General features: G+C 74.5%; 16 protein-coding genes and 1 tRNA gene. 13 read left to right on the plus strand and 4 right to left on the minus strand.

Annotation, left to right across the window (positions count from 1 at the left end):
- The first annotated feature begins 12 nt into the window (after window positions 1–12).
- Genes JK361_RS00820 through JK361_RS00830 form a run of 3 tightly spaced genes read left to right on the plus strand, consistent with a single transcriptional unit; the run spans window position 13 to window position 1,135 of the window.
- Window positions 13–456 carry a phage tail protein gene (locus tag JK361_RS00820; RefSeq protein ID WP_201813631.1) on the plus strand — a complete coding sequence of 148 codons (444 nt, stop codon included), beginning with the start codon at window positions 13–15 and terminating at the stop codon, window positions 454–456.
- Complete coding sequence (locus JK361_RS00825) at window positions 456–980, plus strand: hypothetical protein (protein WP_201813632.1); 525 nt, start codon at window positions 456–458, stop codon at window positions 978–980. The genes JK361_RS00820 and JK361_RS00825 overlap by 1 nt, the downstream gene beginning before the upstream one ends.
- Entirely contained in the window at window positions 977–1,135 is a 159-nt protein-coding gene (locus tag JK361_RS00830; protein ID WP_201813633.1) for a DUF6760 family protein, read from the plus strand. Before JK361_RS00825 ends, JK361_RS00830 begins: the two co-directional genes overlap by 4 nt.
- A gap of 3,272 nt (window positions 1,136–4,407) precedes the next feature.
- On the opposite strand, the gene JK361_RS00835 is transcribed toward JK361_RS00830, so the two are convergent.
- Window positions 4,408–4,674 (minus strand): hypothetical protein, encoded by a 267-nt coding sequence (locus JK361_RS00835; RefSeq protein ID WP_201813634.1) that lies wholly within the window; start codon window positions 4,672–4,674, stop codon window positions 4,408–4,410.
- A 388-nt stretch (window positions 4,675–5,062) separates the two neighbouring features.
- Here JK361_RS00835 and JK361_RS00840 point away from each other — a divergent pair, with 388 nt between their 5' ends.
- The 8 genes from JK361_RS00840 to JK361_RS42560 all read left to right on the plus strand — a co-directional run bounded on the left by JK361_RS00840 (window position 5,063) and on the right by JK361_RS42560 (window position 13,664).
- Window positions 5,063–5,599: an extensin gene (locus JK361_RS00840; RefSeq protein ID WP_201813635.1), complete on the plus strand. Its 537-nt coding sequence runs from the start codon at window positions 5,063–5,065 to the stop codon at window positions 5,597–5,599.
- Window positions 5,600–5,952: 353 nt separating this feature from the next.
- Window positions 5,953–6,375 (plus strand): phage tail protein, encoded by a 423-nt coding sequence (locus tag JK361_RS00845; protein WP_201813636.1) that lies wholly within the window; start codon window positions 5,953–5,955, stop codon window positions 6,373–6,375.
- Between the two features lie 14 nt (window positions 6,376–6,389).
- Window positions 6,390–7,115 carry a CIS tube protein gene (locus JK361_RS00850; protein WP_201813637.1) on the plus strand — a complete coding sequence of 242 codons (726 nt, stop codon included), beginning with the start codon at window positions 6,390–6,392 and terminating at the stop codon, window positions 7,113–7,115.
- Window positions 7,115–9,022, plus strand: coding sequence for a VgrG-related protein (locus JK361_RS00855; protein ID WP_201813638.1), 1,908 nt, complete (start codon window positions 7,115–7,117; stop codon window positions 9,020–9,022). The genes JK361_RS00850 and JK361_RS00855 overlap by 1 nt, the downstream gene beginning before the upstream one ends.
- Window positions 9,023–9,062: 40 nt before the next feature.
- Entirely contained in the window at window positions 9,063–9,497 is a 435-nt protein-coding gene (locus JK361_RS00860; RefSeq protein WP_201813639.1) for a GPW/gp25 family protein, read from the plus strand.
- Window positions 9,497–11,458, plus strand: coding sequence for a putative baseplate assembly protein (locus JK361_RS00865; protein ID WP_201813640.1), 1,962 nt, complete (start codon window positions 9,497–9,499; stop codon window positions 11,456–11,458). The genes JK361_RS00860 and JK361_RS00865 overlap by 1 nt, the downstream gene beginning before the upstream one ends.
- Complete coding sequence (locus JK361_RS00870; RefSeq protein WP_201813641.1) at window positions 11,458–12,054, plus strand: phage tail protein; 597 nt, start codon at window positions 11,458–11,460, stop codon at window positions 12,052–12,054. The genes JK361_RS00865 and JK361_RS00870 overlap by 1 nt, the downstream gene beginning before the upstream one ends.
- Window positions 12,055–12,683: 629 nt before the next feature.
- Complete coding sequence (locus JK361_RS42560) at window positions 12,684–13,664, plus strand: NADase-type glycan-binding domain-containing protein (protein WP_372448672.1); 981 nt, start codon at window positions 12,684–12,686, stop codon at window positions 13,662–13,664.
- An 87-nt stretch (window positions 13,665–13,751) separates the two neighbouring features.
- Here the strand turns inward: JK361_RS42560 and JK361_RS00880 are convergent.
- Window positions 13,752–13,825, minus strand: a tRNA-Pro gene (locus JK361_RS00880).
- A gap of 124 nt (window positions 13,826–13,949) precedes the next feature.
- On the opposite strand from JK361_RS00880, the gene JK361_RS00885 reads away from it, so the two are divergent.
- Window positions 13,950–14,657: a thiamine pyrophosphate-binding protein gene (locus JK361_RS00885; RefSeq protein WP_201813643.1), complete on the plus strand. Its 708-nt coding sequence runs from the start codon at window positions 13,950–13,952 to the stop codon at window positions 14,655–14,657.
- Between the two features lie 32 nt (window positions 14,658–14,689).
- Complete coding sequence (locus JK361_RS00890) at window positions 14,690–15,610, plus strand: transketolase family protein (protein ID WP_201813644.1); 921 nt, start codon at window positions 14,690–14,692, stop codon at window positions 15,608–15,610.
- A gap of 10 nt (window positions 15,611–15,620) precedes the next feature.
- On the opposite strand, the gene JK361_RS00895 is transcribed toward JK361_RS00890, so the two are convergent.
- Together JK361_RS00895 and JK361_RS00900 are read right to left on the minus strand one after the other, a co-directional pair.
- A complete protein-coding gene (locus tag JK361_RS00895; RefSeq protein ID WP_201813645.1) occupies window positions 15,621–16,910 on the minus strand; it encodes an MFS transporter in 1,290 nt (429 codons plus the stop codon).
- 181 nt (window positions 16,911–17,091) lie between these two features.
- On the minus strand, window positions 17,092–17,451 hold the full coding sequence (locus tag JK361_RS00900) for an MmcQ/YjbR family DNA-binding protein (RefSeq protein WP_201813646.1): 360 nt from the start codon (window positions 17,449–17,451) through the stop codon (window positions 17,092–17,094).
- Window positions 17,452–17,461: the final 10 nt, after the last annotated feature.

Here is a 17,461-nt window from a genome sequence, read left to right on the forward strand (position 1 = left end):
GACAGCGAACACATGAGTCTCCAGCCGGGTGACGCCCTCACTTCACACAACTTCGGCCTCCAGATCGACGGCGTGATGGTCGAGTATCTGGCCGAGGTCAGCGGTCTCAGCATCGAGCAGGACGTCATCACCTACCAGCAGAACACCCCCAACGGCCAGAACGTGGTCAAGAACCTGCCGGGTGTGAAGAAGAACGGCACCTGCACGGTGGTGCGGGGCATGACCCAGTCGGCGTCGTTCACCCAGTGGATCAACGAGTCCATCACCGGCCAGATGTCCACGGCCCGGAAGAACGCCTCCATCATCATGATGGACTTCCAGAACAACCCGGTGAAGCGCTACCACCTGCGCAACGCCTGGTGCAGCAAGATCGACGCGAGCACGGTCAAGGCCGGTGAGGCCTCCGCCCTCACCGAGACCGTGACCATCGCGTTCGAAGAACTGGTCATCGAGTGATGCGCCGTACGGCCTCAAGGGCGGCCGGCGTGGCCGCCCACTCGGACGGGCACGCCGCGGACCAGGGCGGCACCGGGGCGGACGCCACGGCTCCGGGCCCGGCCGCCGCCACCGCGCCGCCGGCAGCGCAGCAGGCGCCGTACCGGCAGGACGAGTTGCGCACCGAGTTCCCGTTCCAGCTGCCGCGCGGCTACGTCGACGAGGCGGGCACGGTCCACCGGGACGGTGTCATGCGGCTGTCGACGGCGCGCGACGAACTCGTACCGCTGCGGGACGTGCGGGTCCAGGAGAACCCGGCGTTCCTCTCGGTCGTCCTGCTGGGCCGGGTCATCACCCGGCTCGGCACGCTCGCGATGGTGCACGACGGGGTCGTGGAGAACATGTTCGCCTCCGACCTGGCGTTCCTCCAGGACTTCTACCGCCAGATCAACGCGGAGGGCCACACGCGCGCGGCGGTCGACTGCCCGCACTGCTCGGAGTCCTTCGAGGTGGAACTCGGCGGGAGCCGCCTGGGGGAATCGTGACGTACGCGACCGACCGGCTGCACGAGGAGATCGCGTACATCGCCTACCACTTCCACTGGAGCATGGGGGACATCCTGGACCTGGAACACCACGACCGCCGCCGGTGGACGGGCGAGATCGCGTCCCTGGTGACGCGCGCGGCGTCGGAGGGCTGACGGGTGGGGTTCCTGAACCGGCTGCGCAGAGGCACGGCGAACGACGGGCCGACGGAGCCGACGGCGCCACCGGCACCGGCACGCGCGACCGCTGACACGGCCGGGCCGGGGTCCGGGGCGTCCGGGGCGTTCGGGGCGTCCAGGGTGTCCGGGGCCACTGGGGCTGGGGCCGCTAGGGCCATTGGGGCATCCGGGGCGATTGGGCCCAGTGGGGCCACCGGAACCACCACTGGAACCAGTGGGGCTACTGGAGCCAGTGGGGCCGCCAGGGCCTCTGGGGTGTCCGGGGCCTCGAAAGTGTCGGGGGCCTCCCGGGGATTCGGGGCCACTGGGGTATCCGGGGCATCCCGTGCGCCCGGGGCCTCCCGGGTTTCTGGGACCTCCCGGGTGTCTGGGGTCTCCCGCGCCTCCGGGGCCTCCCGGGTGTCTGGGGCCTCCCGGGTGTCTGGGGCCTCCGGGTCGCCCGGGGTATTCGGGGCGTCCGGGGGTGGGAACGCCGGAGGGCCCGGAGTCCGTATGCCGGGTGCCGAGGGACTGGGTGTCGGAAGGCCGGGTACCGCTGCGGCGTCCGCGTCGGCGCCGGGGTGGCCGGGGCTGGGGCCGATCCGGCGCAGCCTGGCCGCGGGCGGGTCCGGCGTGTCGGACGCGGCCTTCGGCGGACGGCTGCCCACCTGGCAGAACCCGTCGTTCACGGCCACGGCTTCGCCCGCGGTGCTGGACGGCCCTTCCAGCGCCGGACTGACCAGCGGCGCACCCCGCCCCGCCCCGGCACGTCCGGTGGCGGGTCTGGAACTCCCGGCCGGGCAGCTCCCCCTCGCGGAGCCGGCCCCGACGGTCCAGCGGGCCCCGGCCGTGCCGCTGCGGCCGCTGCCGCCGACGGTCCCCGGCGTCCCCGTCCCCGTCCCCGGCTCCCGCACCGCCGCGACCGGCCGGTCGACCAGCGTGCAGCGGTCGGCGTCCGTGTCCGACGGATTGGCAACACCCGTTGCGCCGGGTCTCCCGGGCGCGCCGGATGGGCCCGACGCCGGCACGGCCTCGGCCGTCGTACGGCCCCGTCCGGGCGCGTCGCCTGCGGTCACACCGGTGCCGCCCGCGTCCGGCCTCCGAGTGCGGACCACCGCTACGGCCCCGGTGCCGTCGTCGCACTCCTTCACCAGCGCCAGGACCGCGACGCCCCCGGTGCAGCGCCGCGTCCTGCCGTTGGCACGACGCCTCCCCACGCCGACGGACGCCGGCGCGGCCGGCTCGGGCTCCGCGCAGACCACCGGCGCGGCGACGGGGCGGGAGACGGCGCACGGGGACGGCGATGCCGTGCCTCGCGGCGCGTCGGGCACCGCCGCTCCGCCCCCGACCGCCGCGCCCTCGGCCGCACCCGCGCCCCCGCACATCCCCTCGCCCACGCCGGCACCCACTGCCATGCCCACCCCGTCCCCCACACGAGCACCGTCACCCACGCCTGCACCCTCACCCACCCGCACACCCTCACCCACGCCTGCACCCTCATCCACGCGCGCACCCTCACCCACGGCCGCGACCATGCCCGTCCAGCGCCACGCGGGGGCGACCGAGGGAGAGCCCGCGGCCCCGGGCGGGGAGCCACGCCATGTGGACGAGACGCCGACCCCCGGCACTCGGACCGCCTTTGGGCAGGCCGCCGACACGGGCCGGTCCCCGGCGGAGGACCCGGCGGCTGTGCAGCGACGTCCCGCCGAGACGGGTGGACTCCTCGCGCCCACGTCGGCGGCAAGCGACCGTACGACGGCGGCGCCGGCCTCGGCTGCAAGCGACCGTACGACGGCGGCGCCGGCCTCGGCTGCAAGCGACCGTACGACGGCGGCGCCAGCCTCGGCTGCAAGCGACCGTAGGACGGCGGCGCCGGCCTCGGCTGCGAGCGACCGTACGACGGCGGCGACCGCCTCGGCGGCACGGTCCGGCCTCCGCCCGGCGGGCACCCCCGGCAGCCCTTCTCCCACGCCGGATCGCGAACTCCCGCTGCCGGGAACCTCTTCGGGCCCCGGGCTCGGGCGACCGCAGCGAGGATCGGACACGTCCCGGCCTACGGCCGCCCCGGACCGCCGGTCGGCCACGGGTGCCTCCGCCGACTCGGCTCCCGTACGACGGGGTACGGGCCACGTACTGCGCGGCTCCGGTCCCCGGACGCCACGCCCGGGTCTCGGCGCCCCGCTTCCGTCCCGCCCGATCTCGCCGTCGGACAACGGCCCGTCGGCCCTGGACGCCGCTTCGTCGGCCCGGGGGGCCACCTTCTCGACCCCGAACGCCGCCTCGCCGGCCCCAAATCCCACCTCGCCGACCCCGAGTTCCACGTCATCGGCCCCGAGTTCCACCTTGTCGGCCCCGACCCCGCATTCTCCGGAGGTCAACTCCCTTTCGGACAGGTTGACTTCGCCGGAAACCCCCGCCGTCGCGACTCCTGTCCAGCGCGCCGTCGGCAATGCGGCCGAGGGCGAAGGAACCGTCTCCCGCCCGCACCAGCCGGGGTCCGCGGTTCCGAGGCCGCCGCGGCCCGCGTCCTCCTCCCCGCACGCGCCCGCCGAGCACCCGCGCTCCGACGGCGGCCAGGCTACGCGTTCCGTGGGCGACGGAGACGAGCGTGAGGGGCGCGGCGGAGACGGGCGGAATGGTCGTGGCGGAAACGAGCGTGATGGTCGCGGCGGAGCCCAGCGGAACGGTCGCGGCGGAAACGAGCGCGATGATCGCGACGGAGCCCAGCGGAACGGTCGCGGCGGAAACGAGCGCGATGATCGCGACGGAGCCCAGCGGAACGGTCGCGGCGGAAGCGAGCGGAGTGGTCGCGGCGGAGGCCGACCCGGTTCACCGCCGCACGGACAGGTGCCCGACCGCGCCGACGGGCCCCTGCCGGTGCGGCCCGCGGTCCAGCGACGCTCCCGGGGCGGACCGGACCAACCGGCCGAAGTGACCCGGGCGGTCGGAGCGGCCGAACCGGACGCGGCCGGCCGGCCGAACCCGTGGGCCGGCACCGACACTTCATCGCCTCGACCGGCGTCACAGCCGTCAACCCAACCGGCGTCACAGCCTTCAACCCGACCGGCGTCACAGCCTTCAACCCGACCGGCGCCACAGCCATCGACCCGACCGGCGCCGCAACCGTCAACCCAACCGGCGCCACAGCCATCGACCCGACCGGCGCCGCAACCGTCAACCCAACCGGCGTCAGAGCCATCGACCCGACCGGCGTCACAGCCGACAGGGCCGGCCCCGGGCTCCTCAGCCACCTCGACTCGGCCCCCCGTTCAACCGGCCACGTCCTCCCCGGCCTCGGAGAAGCCTCCCGTCCGGCCCCGCCACAACTCCCCCTCCGCCGCGACGGACACCGTCGGCTCCGGCACCGGCGGCAGCAGCCGCACCGGCATCGGCAGCACCAGCACCAGCACCAGCACCAGCACCAGCACCAGCACCAGCACCAGCACCAGCACCAGCACCAGCAGCGTCCAACGGGCCGTGGCCGGCCGCCGCAGCCCGCTCGGCGCACCGGTGCCGGTCGTCCCCGCCGGTGCCACCCCGTTGACTGCCCCGGTGCTTCCGGCCCGGCCGGCCGCTCCCCCGACGGCGCCCTCGGTCCGGCCGGGCGCGCTCCCCGTGGCACCGGGCGCCGGCGAGACGGGACCGGCCTTCCTCGCGCACCGCGGTCGGACCCCCATGGCACCGCCCCCCTCACCGGTGCCGGGTCCAGCGGGGCACGTCTCATCCGTGCCGGGTCCGGCGGGGCCCCCTCCCGTCCAGCGGGCCGCTCGCTATGCCGCGCCCGGTCCCCAGGGCACCCCGGCGGCCGCCCCGGACGGACCGGCACGGCCCCCGGCCACCGCCGCCGTCCCGCCTTCTCCGTCCCCGACCACCGCCGCCGTCACGCCTCCTCCGTCCCCGGTCGGCGGGACAGGTGCCGGGGCCGTGACCGCTGCGTCCGCCCGTCCCCCGGCAGCCGACGCGTCCGGGCAAGTGCTCCCCGTCCAGCGGTTCTGGCGCAAGCACACGTCCCCGTCCGACCGTCGGGGCGGCACCTCCGCCACCGGTCACACCGCCGTCGGCGCGCTGGCCGCGTCGGCCGCCGCGACCGTCGCCACCGACCTGAGCCGAGGGAACGGACCGGCCGGCGGTCACCGAACCGACACCCCGCCGCCGTACACCACCCGGCCCGCGACGCCACCGCCCCCGTACGGAGTACCGCCCGGCGGCCCGCCCCCATACGAGACGTCAACGGACGGACCGCCCCCGGGCCCGCCGCCCCCATACGCACCGGCCTCGGACGGCGGCCCACCGCCCGCGTACACGGAGATCCCCGCCGGCTCCTTCGACCCGAGGGAGCTGACCGACTTCCAGCTCGACGAGCTCGTGCACCGCATCATCGGCCGCGTCACCCGGCTGATCCGTACCGAGCTGCGCATGGACCGCGAACGCATCGGCAGACTCCGCGACCCACGCCGCTGACCGACCACCGACCGACCGCCGACCGACCGCCGACCCACCACCCACCGACCACCAACCGACTGCCGACCAACGGCCACCGGCCGACCGACCGCCACCGTCCCACCACCGACCCACCACCAACCGACTGCCGACCGACGACCACCAGCCGACCGCCAACAGACGGCCAACCGGCCGCCGACCGACCGCCAACCGCCGACCACCGATCGACGGCTGCCGACCGACCGCCAGCCGACCACCGTCCCCCACCGACCGACCGCCGACCGATCACCAACCCACCACCGATCCCGCCCCCCACCGATCCCACCCCCACCCACCACCGACCCGCCACCGACAGAACAGGAAGGTCCGCCGCGATGTCCCGCCAGGACCCGGGTTCCACCATCTGGTTCACCCTCAGCATCGACGGCGAGAGCCTCGGCTACTTCAACGGCTGCCAGGGACTCTCGTCGCAGGTGGAGGTCGAACAGCGCCAGGAGGGCGGCAACAACGGCTTCGTCTGGCATCTGCCCACCCGGGTCACCTTCTCCACCATCCGGCTGACCCGTCCGCTCACCCCGGACACCACCAAGGTGGCCAAGTGGATCTCGTCGGTGCAGACCGGGATCACGCGGCCCACCGCGCAGATCTCGGCGCTGCGCGCGGACGGCTCGGAGGTGGCCCGCTGGGGTCTGATCGACGTGCTGCCGGTGAGCTGGACGGGCCCCACCCTGGACCCCGCGAGCCCCGCCGTGGCGACCGAGGTGCTGGAGATCGCCCACCACGGATTCACGGACTGAGGGGACGGCACGGCATGGCGAAGGGCAGCAGGGGCGGGGCCGGCAAGAGCCTCGTACGGGCCACGCTCGCGATCCACGAGCCGCCCGTCGGCACGAGCACCACACCCGGCGGGATCATCAGGACCTTCCGGTTCGACTTCAACCCGGCGCAGCTGGCGCTGACCCGCCGCGCGGAGTGGAAGTCCACGCCCGCACAGGTCGAACGGGACGGCTCGCTGCCCGAGTTCATGGGGGCGCTGCCGCGCGAGATGAGCGTCGAGATCTTCCTGGACTCGTCCGACGAGCCGACCGGCAACACCGTGCTGAAGAAGGTCGAGTCGCTGCTCGACTGCTGTGAGACGACGGCGAGGAGCGTCGCCGCCAAGCAGCCGTCCCCGCCCTGGGTGGTGCTCCAGTGGGGCTCGTTCTCCACGGCCCGGTTCACGGCGTACGTGAGTTCCGTGGAGGCGAGTTACACCCTGTTCGGGACGACGGGCGTGCCGATCCGCGCCACCTGCCGGATGCAGCTGCACGAGATACCCGGCCAGACCCTGGGGCAGAACCCGACCTCCGGGGCGCTGACGGCGCAGCGCGTCCACCGGGTGGTGGCGGGCGACTCGCTTCAGTCGCTGGCCTGGCGGGAGTACGGCGACGCGACCGTGTGGCGGGCGATCGCCGAGGCCAACGGCATCGACGACCCGGCCCGGCTGCCGACGGGCACGGAACTGGTGCTGCCCGCCGTCGAGGAGGTGCGTTCCTGATGCCGAAGTCCGCTTTCTCCAACGTCGTCGACGTGCGGATCGGCGGCGCCAAGCTGCCGCCTGAGTTCGCGCGCGCCCTCGTGGACTGCTACGTCGACCAGGGCGTCGGCGTGCCGGCCGCGTTCCGGCTGACCTTCCGCGACCCCTACCGGCTGCTGCTGGGCAAGCTGGGCGTCACCTTCGGCACGAAGGTCGTCCTCACGCCGGTCGCCGACGGCCAGGGGGCCGCCGATCCGCTGCTGACCGGCGAGGTCACCGGTCTGGAGGCGGACTACGACGGCACCGGCACCTTCACCGTGATCCGCGGCTACGACGCCGGTCACCGCCTGCTGCGCCAGCGCCGGGTCGCGGCCTACCGCAACCAGAGCGCGTCCGACATCGCCCGGAAACTGGCCGCGCAGGACGGGCTGCCGATCGGCCGGATCCAGCCGACCCGGACCGTCTACGAGTTCATCAGCCAGTCCAACGTGACCGACTGGGACTTCCTGGCGCGGTTGGCCGACGAGAACGAGATGGTCATGTCCGTCGACGCGGACGGCAGGTTCCAGTTCGTGCGCCCGCGCTCGGCCTCGGGGGCGCCCTCCCCGGGCATCGGCGGCGACAAGAGCCCGTTCGTGCTCCAGGCGGGGCACGACATCCTGCGGCTGCGGTCCGCCGTGACCGCGGCCGACCAGGTGAGCAGGGTCGAGGCGCGCGGCTGGGACGTGACGGCCAAGAAGAAGCTGACGGCCTCGTCGCCTGCGAGCACCAACCCGGGCATCGGGATCTGCACCACGCCGGGCACCGCGGCGGGCAGCTTCAAGCCGGCCCGGCTGGTCGGCACGGACACTCCGTACGACAAGCAGAACGAGGTGCGGTTCGCGGCCGACGCCCTCGCCGACGACGTCACCGCCTCCTTCGCCGAGCTGGAGGTCGTGGTGCGGGGCAATCCCAGGCTGCGCCCGGGGGTTCCGGTGGCGCTGGCGGACGTCGGGGCCCCGTTCGAGGGCAAGTACACGGCCACGTCGGTACGGCACGTGTTCGGCGACGGCACGCACTACGAGACGTGGGTGACGGTCAGCGGCCGGCAGTGGCGGTCGCTGTACGGCCTGGCGTCGGGCGGTGCGGACACCGGTCCCCGCCTGCCGAGCGTGGCCAACGCGCTGGTCACGGACGTGCAGGACCCGCTGAAGCAGGGACGGGTGAAGCTCCAGTTCCCCTGGCTCGACGACGCGTACGTCAGTGACTGGACGCGAACCGTGCAGCTCGGCGGCAAGGGCGGCGGCGGGGTGTTCCCGATGGACGTCGGGGACGAGGTGCTCGTCGCCTTCGACCGGGGCGCGCTGGACCATCCGTTCGTGATCGGCGGGCTCTACAACGGGCGGGACAGGCCCACCACGGTCTCCGACGTGCCGCTGCACGACGGGCTGAAGAAGCAGGCGTCCCGGCACACCGTCGCCGACCGGACCGGCAACCGGCTGGACCTGCTGAGCCAGCGGACCGGGAGCCGTAGGCAGGGCGTCCGGCTCGCCACCGGCAACGACAAGCTGGTGATCGAGCTGGACCGGACGAGGACGGAGATCACGGTGGACAGCAAGGGCGCCGTGAGCATCAAGGGCGGCCGGTCGGTGTCCGTGGAGGCGGGCACCGACCTGACGCTCAGCGCGCGCCGGAATCTGAGCATCAAGAGCGGCGGCATGCTCGACATCGAGGGGCGCGGCCCGGTCAGCCTCAAGTCCCTCACCGGGGCGGTCACCGTGGACGCCCTGGGCGCCCTGAGCCTGAAGGCGCTGGGCGCCGCATCGATCACCGCGGGCGGCAGCGTCCAGATCACCTCCATCGCCAACGTGGGCATCCGGGCCGCCACCGTTCCGATCATGGGCGCGCTGACCTCCAACGGGCTGGTCGTGATGGTGGTGCCGGCATGAGCGGGCGCACGGGCCGCCCGGAGAGGCGGGTGGGTCGCTGATGGCCGAGCAGTTCGTCGGCTCCGGCTGGTCGTTCCCCCTGCGGATCGGCCCGACCGGCGGTATCGCCCTGGTCAGCGGCGAGCGGGAGGTCGAGGAGGCGATCCGGCTGGTGCTGTCGACCGCGCCGGGCGAACGCCCGATGCGGCCGGACTTCGGCTGCGCGATCCACGACCTGGTGTTCGCGCCGGTCAACGAGCAGACCGCGGGCCGTATCCAGCACGAGGTCCACGTCAGCCTGGACCGGTGGGAGCCGCGCATCCAGGTGGAGGAGGTCGAGGTCACGGCGGGTGCGGACCGCAGCGTCCTCTACATCGACGTCCGCTACTCGATCCGCGGCACCAACAACCCGCGCAGCCTGGTCTTCCCCTTCTACGTCATTCCGTCCCACGACGAGCCGGGGGGCGACTCCCCGGCTCCGGAAAGCGATCGCTGATGGCCCTGCCCTCCCCCAATCTCGACGACCGCCGCTTTCAGCAGTTCGTCGACGACGCCAAGCGCTACATACAGCAGCGCGCCCCGGAGTGGACCGACCACAACGTCTCCGACCCGGGGGTCACCCTCATCGAGACGGTCGCGCACATGGCCGACCAGATCGTGTACCGGCTCAACCGGGTACCGGAGAAGAACCATCTGGCCTTCCTCGACCTGGTGGGGATCACCCTGTTCCCGCCCACCGCCGCACGTACGGACGTGACGTTCTGGCTGTCGGCCCCCCAGGAGGAGCCGGTGCGGGTGCCGGTCGGCACCGAGACGGCGACCGTGCGCACCGAGAGCGAGGAGGCGGTCGTCTTCGCCACCGAGCGCGATCTCACGGTCGTACCGTGCGCGCTGCGGCATCTGCTGGTGCAGTACCGGGGCGAGGCGGCCGTGGACCGCACGCACGACCTCGCCGACGAGGACAAGGACGTGCTGTGCTTCGCCGAGTCGCCCACCACCGGCGACTGCATGCTGCTGGGCCTGACCGCCGCCGTGCCGCACTGCGCGCTCGCTCTCGACCTGGACAGCAGGGTGGACGGCGTCGGCGTCGATCCGCGGCAGCCCCCGCTGGTGTGGGAGGCGTGGACGGCGGACGGCTGGCAGCCCTGCGAGGTCGACCGGGACGGCACCGGCGGCCTCAACCGGCCGGGCGAGGTGGTCCTGCACGTACCCGGCGGGCATGTGCTGTCCCGCAACGCCGGCCGGGAGGCGGGCTGGCTGCGCTGCCGGGTCACCGAACCGCTGGCCGGACAGCCGTTCTACACGACCTCTCCGACGGTCCGCTCGGCCGAGGCGTTCACCGTCGGCGGCACGACGACCGCCGTGCACGCGGAGACCGTCCGCGACGAGGCGCTGGGCGAGTCGACCGGGCTGCCGGGACAGCGGCTGCGCCTCGCGCACGCGCCGGTGGTCGGCGACGAGCCTCCGGTGCTGCTCCAGACCGCCGAGCACGAAGGGTGGACGGACTGGCAGGTGGTGCGCCACTTCGCGGCCTCCGGGCCGGCGGACCGGCACATCACCCTGGACGCCGCGACCGGTGAGATCGCCTTCGGCCCCGCGGTGCGCGAACCGGACGGCTCGCTGCGCCAGTACGGGGCGGTCGCCGCGAAGGGCACGCCGATCAGGGCCCGCCGGTACCGCACGGGCGGCGGCCGGGCCGGCAACGTGGCCCGGGGCGCCGTGCGGATCCTGCGCACCTCCATCCCGTACGTCTCGGAGGTGGTCAACCGGGAGGCCGCGCACGGCGGGGTGGACGGCGAGACGGTGGAGGAGGCGAAGGTCCGGGCGCCGATCACCCTGCGCGCCCAGGAACGGGCGGTGACCCTGCGGGACTACGAGGAGCTGGCCCGCCGCGCCGCTCCCGAGACCGCCCGGATCACCTGCCTGGAGGGCGAGGAGAGCGAGCACGGGGCCTACGCGGTCCGGGTGCTGGTGGTACCGCAGGCGGTGCCCGACCCGGGCGGCCGGCTCCGCTTCGAGCAACTGGTGCCCGCGGACAGCCTGCTGGAGCGCATCACCCGGCACCTGGACGAACGCCGGCTGATCGGCACCCGGCTGGCGGTCGGGCCGCCGTACTACCAGGGGGTGACGGTCGTGGCCACGGTGCACGCGTTCCGCGGGGTGGACACCGACCGGGTCCGCCGGGAGGCGTACGACGCCCTCTACCGGCACCTGGATCCGCTCACCGGCGGTGCGGACGGCACCGGCTGGCCGTTCGGCCGTCCCGTGCAGAGCGGCGAGGTGTTCGCGGTGCTCCAGCGGGTGCCGGGCGTCGAACTCGTCGACGAGGTACGGCTGCACCCGGCGGATCCGCTGACCGGCAAGCGCGGCGACGCGACCGACCGCATCGACCTGTCGGCGCCGTCCCTGGTGTTCTCCTACGACCATCGTGTCCGGGTGATCGGGGACGGCTCCTGATGAGAGGCTCCATCGACGGGCTGGGCTCGTCCGCGCCGATCGGCATGATGCTGCCCGCCGTGTTCGCCGACGACGACCTCGCGCAGCGGTTCGTCGCCGGACTCGACGACGTGCTGGCCCCGGTGCACGGCGTTCTCGACTGCCTGGACACCTACTTCAGGCCCTCGCTCGCCCCGCTCGACTTCGCGCAGTGGCTGGGCGACTGGGTGGGGGCCGAGACCGAGGGCGTGGACAGCGAGCCGCTCGTGCGGGCCGCCGTGGCCGCCGCTGCCCACCTCCACCGCATCCGGGGCACCCGGCGCGGCCTGGTGGAGGCGGTGCGCCTCGCCTTCGGGGTGCGCCCGGAGGTCACCGAGAGCGGCGGGGCCTCCTGGGACGCCCGTCCGCTGGGCGCGTTCCCCGGGATGGCCCGGCCCGCGCTCCATGTGCATCTGCGCCTGACCGACCCGACCCCCGCGGACCGGCACCGCCTGGACTCCCTGGTGGCCGCCGTCCGCCCCGCCCACATGCCGTACACGGTGCGGGTGACCGCCGTGAACCGCGACGACGACGGCGCCGAGGGCGCCGTACCCACCGAAAGGACCTCCGAGCGATGACGACCCCCCAGAACTGCGCCGAATGCGGCACCCGCGCGGAACCGGGCCAGTCGTTCTGCGACGCCTGCGGGGCGGTGCTCGGCTGGACGGACCGGGCGGCGGCGCGGGCCTCGGCCGGTTCTCCGGCGGCCGGGACGACGGCCCACGCGGCCGCGGACGCCCCTGGCCGGGCGTCGGGGGCCCGGCCTCAGACGCGCCCCGCCGCGGCCGGCGGACCGGCACCCGCCGCGAACGGCCGGACCCCGGACACCGAGGACGCCTCGACGAACCGGGGCTCCTCAACGGCTCCGGGCGCCTCGGCCGGTCCGGACGCTTCGGCTGCTCGGGGCGCTTCGGCCGGTCCGGGTACTTCGGCCGGCCCGGACGCCTCGGCCGGTCCGGGTACCACGGCTACTCCGGGTGCTTGGGCCGGCCCGGACGCCTCGGCCGGTCCGGGTACCACGGCTGCTCCTGGTGCTCCGGCCGGTCCGGGCGCTCCCGCAGGTTCCGGTGCCTCGGCCGGCGGTGGTCGGCCCGGCCCCTGGGCGGCGGCGGGCCCGGCCCCGGATCCGGCCCCGCACGCGCCGTACGCCGCGCACCCCGGGGAGCCGGCGTCCGCACCGGACGACCCGTACCGTACGCCCCGGCCGGTGTCCGACACCACGCCCACCGAACCGCTCCCCCCGGCCGCGCCCGCCGCGCCCGCCGCGCCCGGCTCCGGCGGCGCCGACGACGGCCTCGACCGGGCGCGCCGTCTCCTCGTCCCCGTCACCGGGCCCGGGCCCCGGCCCGACGCTCCTCCCACCGTCGATCCGGTGCTGCCCGGCCGCCCCGAGCAGCCGCGCCCGCAGACCGTGCGGGCGCCCGGGGAAGAGCCCGGTGCGCACGGGGGCACGCCCTGCCCCTGGTGCGCGACGCCCAACCGCCCCGAACGGCACTACTGCGCGCGGTGTGCGATGCCCATGGCCGGCCAGAGCCCGGTGGTGGCCGGGCGGCTGCCCTGGTGGCGGCGACTGCCGTGGGCCCGCAACGGGGAGACCCCGTGGGCCGGCGACCGGCCGCGGCTGCGCCGCGTCTTCGACCGCGTCCTGGGCTGGCTGGGCGCCGCACTGGTGCTCGCCCTGCTCATCACCCTGGTGGTCAGCATCCCCCAGGGCGTGCATGCGACCCGCGACCACTTCGCCAAGCGCGCACCGGTCGCCCCGGACGGCTACCGGGCCTCCCGCTCCTTCCCGGGCCACAAGCCCCAGCTGGCGTTCGACAAGCTCAGCAACACCTGGTGGGGGCCGGGGGTGGCGGGCTCCGGGCAGAACCAGTGGATCGAGGCCAGGTTCGCCGAGCCGACCCGGCTGCTGGACCTGCTGATCACCCCCGGTGAGTCGCCCCGCCCGGACCAGCTCTCCCGGTCCGCGCTGCCGCACCGCGTCGAGGTGCGCATCACCGGCGCGGACGGCCGGACGACGACCCGGCGGCTCAACCTGGACCAGGGTGCGGGCGCCCAGCGGATCCCGTTCCGCGTCGGCGAGGTCACCGCGGTCCGCTTCACCCTGGAGTCGGCCTACCAGCCGTCCCCGACCAAGCAGGTGGCCATCGCCGAGATCGAGTTCTTCGGCCCGTCCCACTCGTCCTGACCGACCGCCCGCGTACCGGCCCTCGAAACGACCGAGGGCCGGTTCCGGATATCTCCGAAATCGGCCCTGATCTGCGACTCTCACGAGTCGGGACGACAGGATTTGAACCTGCGACCCCTTGACCCCCAGTCAAGTGCGCTACCAAGCTGCGCCACGTCCCGGTGCGGTGTGACCTGGGCTTTCCCCGGCCGAACGCGCAGAGAAACAATACCGCACTCGGATCAGTGCTCGCGCATCACTTTCCCGGTTGACCTCAAGCTTGGTTGAGGTTGCACGATCTTCGGTATGACGCTCACCGCGGACCAGAGCCGCACGTACGGCTACGACGACCTCCCCCGGCTGATGGGGCTGATGACCGGCGACGAGAAGCACGGTCCGGCGGCCACCTCCACGCTCGACGTGCTGTGGGTGCTCTACGACCGGGTCCTGCGGGTCGCCCCGGAGCGGCGGGACGACCCGGCCCGGGACCGCTTCCTGCTCAGCAAGGGGCACGGGCCCATGGCGTACTACGCCGTGCTCGCCGCGAAGGGGTTCGTGCCCGTCGACTGGCTGCCCGGCTTCGGGGCGTACGACTCCCCGCTCGGGCATCACCCGGACCGCGTGCTGGTGCCGGGTGCGGAGATCGGCAGCGGTTCGCTCGGGCACGGGCTGCCGATCGCCGTCGGCACCGCGCTGGGGCTGCGGGCCCAGGACCGGCCCGACCCGGCGGTGTGGGTACTGGTCGGGGACGCCGAGCTGGACGAGGGCAGCAACCACGAGGCGATCGCCTTCGCCGGGCCGGCCGGCCTGGACCGGCTGCACGCCGTCGTGATCGACAACTCCTCCGCCAGCCATGCGCTGCCCGGCGGGATCGCCGCCCGCTTCCGGGCCGCGGGCTGGTCCGCGGTGACCGTCGACGGACGCGACCACGAGGCGCTGTACGCCGCGTTCACCGCCCCGCATCCGGGCCGGCCGCACGTCGTCGTGGCCCGTGTCGAACCGAAGAACGCCTGACCTCACCCGCTCTTTGGAAAGGGCACACCTCCATGGACACCATGCGTGACCGATTCGCCCCCGTCGTCTCCCGGCTGCTGGACGAGGACCCGCGGGTCGCGGTCGTCCTCGCCGAGATCGGCCGGGACGGCTTCCGCGAGGCGGAGCGGCGCCATCCCGACCGGGTGATCAACGTCGGCATCCGCGAACAGCTGCTGATCGGGACGGCGGCGGGACTGGCACTCACCGGGCTGCGGCCCGTAGTGCACACCTTCGCCAGCTTCCTGGTGGAGCGGCCGTTCGAGCAGGTCAAGCTGGATCTGGGGCACCAGGACACGGGCGCGGTACTGGTGAGCGCCGCGGCCTCCTTCGACTGGCCGGCCGGCGGCTTCACCCACATGGCCCCCGGCGACGTGGCCCTCCTGGACACGCTGGACGGCTGGACCGTGCACGTCCCCGGGCATCCGGACGAGGCCGAGACGCTGCTGCACCACGCCATCGCCGCGGGCGACGACAAGGTGTACGTGCGGCTGTCCGTGCAGTCCAACCGGCAGGGCCGGGTGATCGACGGGCAGCACTTCGTCACGGCCCGCGAGGGCCGCTCGGGCGTCGTCGTCGCCGTCGGCCCGGTGCTCGACGCGGTCCTCGCCGCCACCGAGGGAATGGACGTGACCGTCCTGTACGCGACGACCGTGCGCCCCTTCGACGCGGCCGGGCTGCGCCGGGCGACGGAGACGGCCGGTACGGACGTCGTGCTGGTCGAGCCGTACCTGGCGGGGACGTCGACGGCCGCGGTGAGCGAGGCGCTGTCCGACGTGCCGCACCGAGTGCTCGGCCTCGGCGTCGGCCGCCGTGAGCTGCGCCGCTACGGCACGATCGAGGAGCATGTGGCCGCGCACGGCCTGGACGCGGCGAGCCTGCGCGAGCGCATCGGCCGCTTCGTCGGCGCCGGGCTGCTGCCGGCGGGCCGGTGAACGCCGGGACTCAGGGGGCGGGGGTGCCCGGGTCGGCCCGGACCAGATCGCGCACCGCCGGTATCGCGAGCAGGGTCGCCGCCACGACGAGGCTCACGGCGCCGGCGGTCAGCAGCACGTGGCCGGCGCCCAGCGCTCCGGCCGCCGGGCCGGCGAGGGCCTGACCCACCGGCATCATGGCGAGGGACCCGGCCACGTCGTAGGCGTGGATGCGGTTGAGGACGTCGGCCGGGACCTGCGTCTGCACGGTGGTCGCCCACATCACGCCCCAGAACGACATGCCGGCGCCGGCGAGCGCGGCCCCGGCCGCCATGGCCGGTACGCCGAGGCCCGCCCCGACGGCCGCGGGGAAACCGAAGAAGGCGAAGAGGGCGAGCGCGCCCGCGCGGAGCATACGGCGGGGGCGCAGCCGGAGGGCGAGCAGACCGCCGGCCACCGTGCCCGCGCCCAGGGCCGAGTTGAGCAGGCCGTAGGCACGCGGGCCGTGGTGCCGGACGACCTCGGTCGCCACGAGGGGGACGGTCGGGCCCCAGACCGCGATCATGTAGAGACACCAGACGGCGATCACGCCCCACAGCCAGGTGCGGGAGCGGAACTCCCGCCAGCCGTCGACGAGATCGTCGCGGAAGGCGCGCAGGGCGGAACCGGTGGTGGCCCGGTCGCCCGCGGCCGGCGGGGGCAGCCGGAGCAGCAGCAGACACAGGGCGCTGAGCGTGTAGGTGGCGGCGTGCACGGCGAAGAGACCGCCGGGCGAGGCGAGGCCGACCAGGACGCCCGCGACGGCCGGGCCCGCGAGCTGGGCCGCGGACTCGGCGATACGGATCGCGCCGTTCGCTCCCTGGACGTCCGCCGCGAGGCGGGGCACGGTGCTGGCGACGCCCGGCTGGAAGACCGCGCCGGCCACGCCGTTGACGACGCCGATGGCGCAGATCTGCCAGAGCACCACGTGCCCGGTGAAGAAGAGCCCCGCGGCGAGGGACTGGGTGCCGACCCTGACGAGGTCGGCGCCGATCATCAGCCTGCGGGTGCTGAACCGGTCGGCGACGACCCCGCCGAAGACCACCAGGCCGGCGAACGCGGCGACCGTGGAGGCCATGGCGAGGCCGACCGCGCCCGCGCCGTACCCGTGCTCCAGCAGGCCCGCGGCGAGGGCGACGGGCAGCATGGTGTCGCCGAGGCGGGCGACGGCCCGGGCCAGGAAGAACAGCGCGAAGTCCCGCGACCACACGGCCGGGGCGCCGGCCGCGGCCCTCCGCGCCCCCTGGGCGGCGACGCCGCGCCGCGCGTCCGTTCCGGTCATCCCGCGTGCTCCCCTCCCTGCCGCCCGGCACTCCCCCGGCGACACCGTCCCTGCCCGGCACTCCCCCGGCGGCGCGTCCCCGCCGTGCGCTTCCCCGGCGGCGCGTCCCCGCCGTGCGCTTCCCCCTACCGCCTACGCCGCGCGGGATCATGCCACCACCCGGCCGCGCCCGCCGGGATTTTCAGTCCCCGGGCGGAAGCCCCAACTCGGGGTGGGCGTCCAGGAGTCGGGGCGGGGCGGCCTGGCGCCAGGAGTCGGCCAGGATGTCCCGCAGCTCGTCCTCGTCCTCCAGGGCGGCGAGTCTCGCCCTCACCCAGGCGAACTGCGCCTCGTGGTCGGCGATCCAGAACTTCCCGGGCTCGGCCAGCACCAGTTCGTCGCGCTCCTCCTTGGGGCAGCGCACGGCGATGGACGTCTCGTCCTCCGGGAGGGTCGCGAACATCTTTCCGGCCACCCGGAACGTGGGCATGCTCCAGGCGACCTTCTCCGAGGTGTCCGGCAGGGACAGGGCGATTCGGCGTACGTCTTCTGCGTCCGGCATGCAACGCACC

Source organism: Streptomyces musisoli (assembly GCF_016741855.1).
Taxonomy (GTDB): domain Bacteria; phylum Actinomycetota; class Actinomycetes; order Streptomycetales; family Streptomycetaceae; genus Streptomyces; species Streptomyces musisoli.

Bases quoted from the DNA above. Each gene is read 5' to 3' on its own strand.
- JK361_RS00865 (WP_201813640.1), top strand. From the start codon at position 9,497: ATGGCCCTGCCCTCCCCCAATCTCGACGACCGCCGCTTTCAGCAGTTC.
- JK361_RS00825 (WP_201813632.1), top strand. From the start codon at position 456: ATGCGCCGTACGGCCTCAAGGGCGGCCGGCGTGGCCGCCCACTCGGAC.
- JK361_RS00890 (WP_201813644.1), top strand. From the start codon at position 14,690: ATGGACACCATGCGTGACCGATTCGCCCCCGTCGTCTCCCGGCTGCTG.
- JK361_RS00820 (WP_201813631.1), top strand. From the start codon at position 13: ATGAGTCTCCAGCCGGGTGACGCCCTCACTTCACACAACTTCGGCCTC.
- JK361_RS00855 (WP_201813638.1), top strand. From the start codon at position 7,115: ATGCCGAAGTCCGCTTTCTCCAACGTCGTCGACGTGCGGATCGGCGGC.
- JK361_RS00900 (WP_201813646.1), bottom strand. From the start codon at position 17,451: ATGCCGGACGCAGAAGACGTACGCCGAATCGCCCTGTCCCTGCCGGAC.
- JK361_RS00850 (WP_201813637.1), top strand. From the start codon at position 6,390: ATGGCGAAGGGCAGCAGGGGCGGGGCCGGCAAGAGCCTCGTACGGGCC.
- JK361_RS00845 (WP_201813636.1), top strand. From the start codon at position 5,953: ATGTCCCGCCAGGACCCGGGTTCCACCATCTGGTTCACCCTCAGCATC.
- JK361_RS00885 (WP_201813643.1), top strand. From the start codon at position 13,950: ATGACGCTCACCGCGGACCAGAGCCGCACGTACGGCTACGACGACCTC.
- JK361_RS00870 (WP_201813641.1), top strand. From the start codon at position 11,458: ATGAGAGGCTCCATCGACGGGCTGGGCTCGTCCGCGCCGATCGGCATG.
- JK361_RS00860 (WP_201813639.1), top strand. From the start codon at position 9,063: ATGGCCGAGCAGTTCGTCGGCTCCGGCTGGTCGTTCCCCCTGCGGATC.
- JK361_RS00895 (WP_201813645.1), bottom strand. From the start codon at position 16,910: ATGACCGGAACGGACGCGCGGCGCGGCGTCGCCGCCCAGGGGGCGCGG.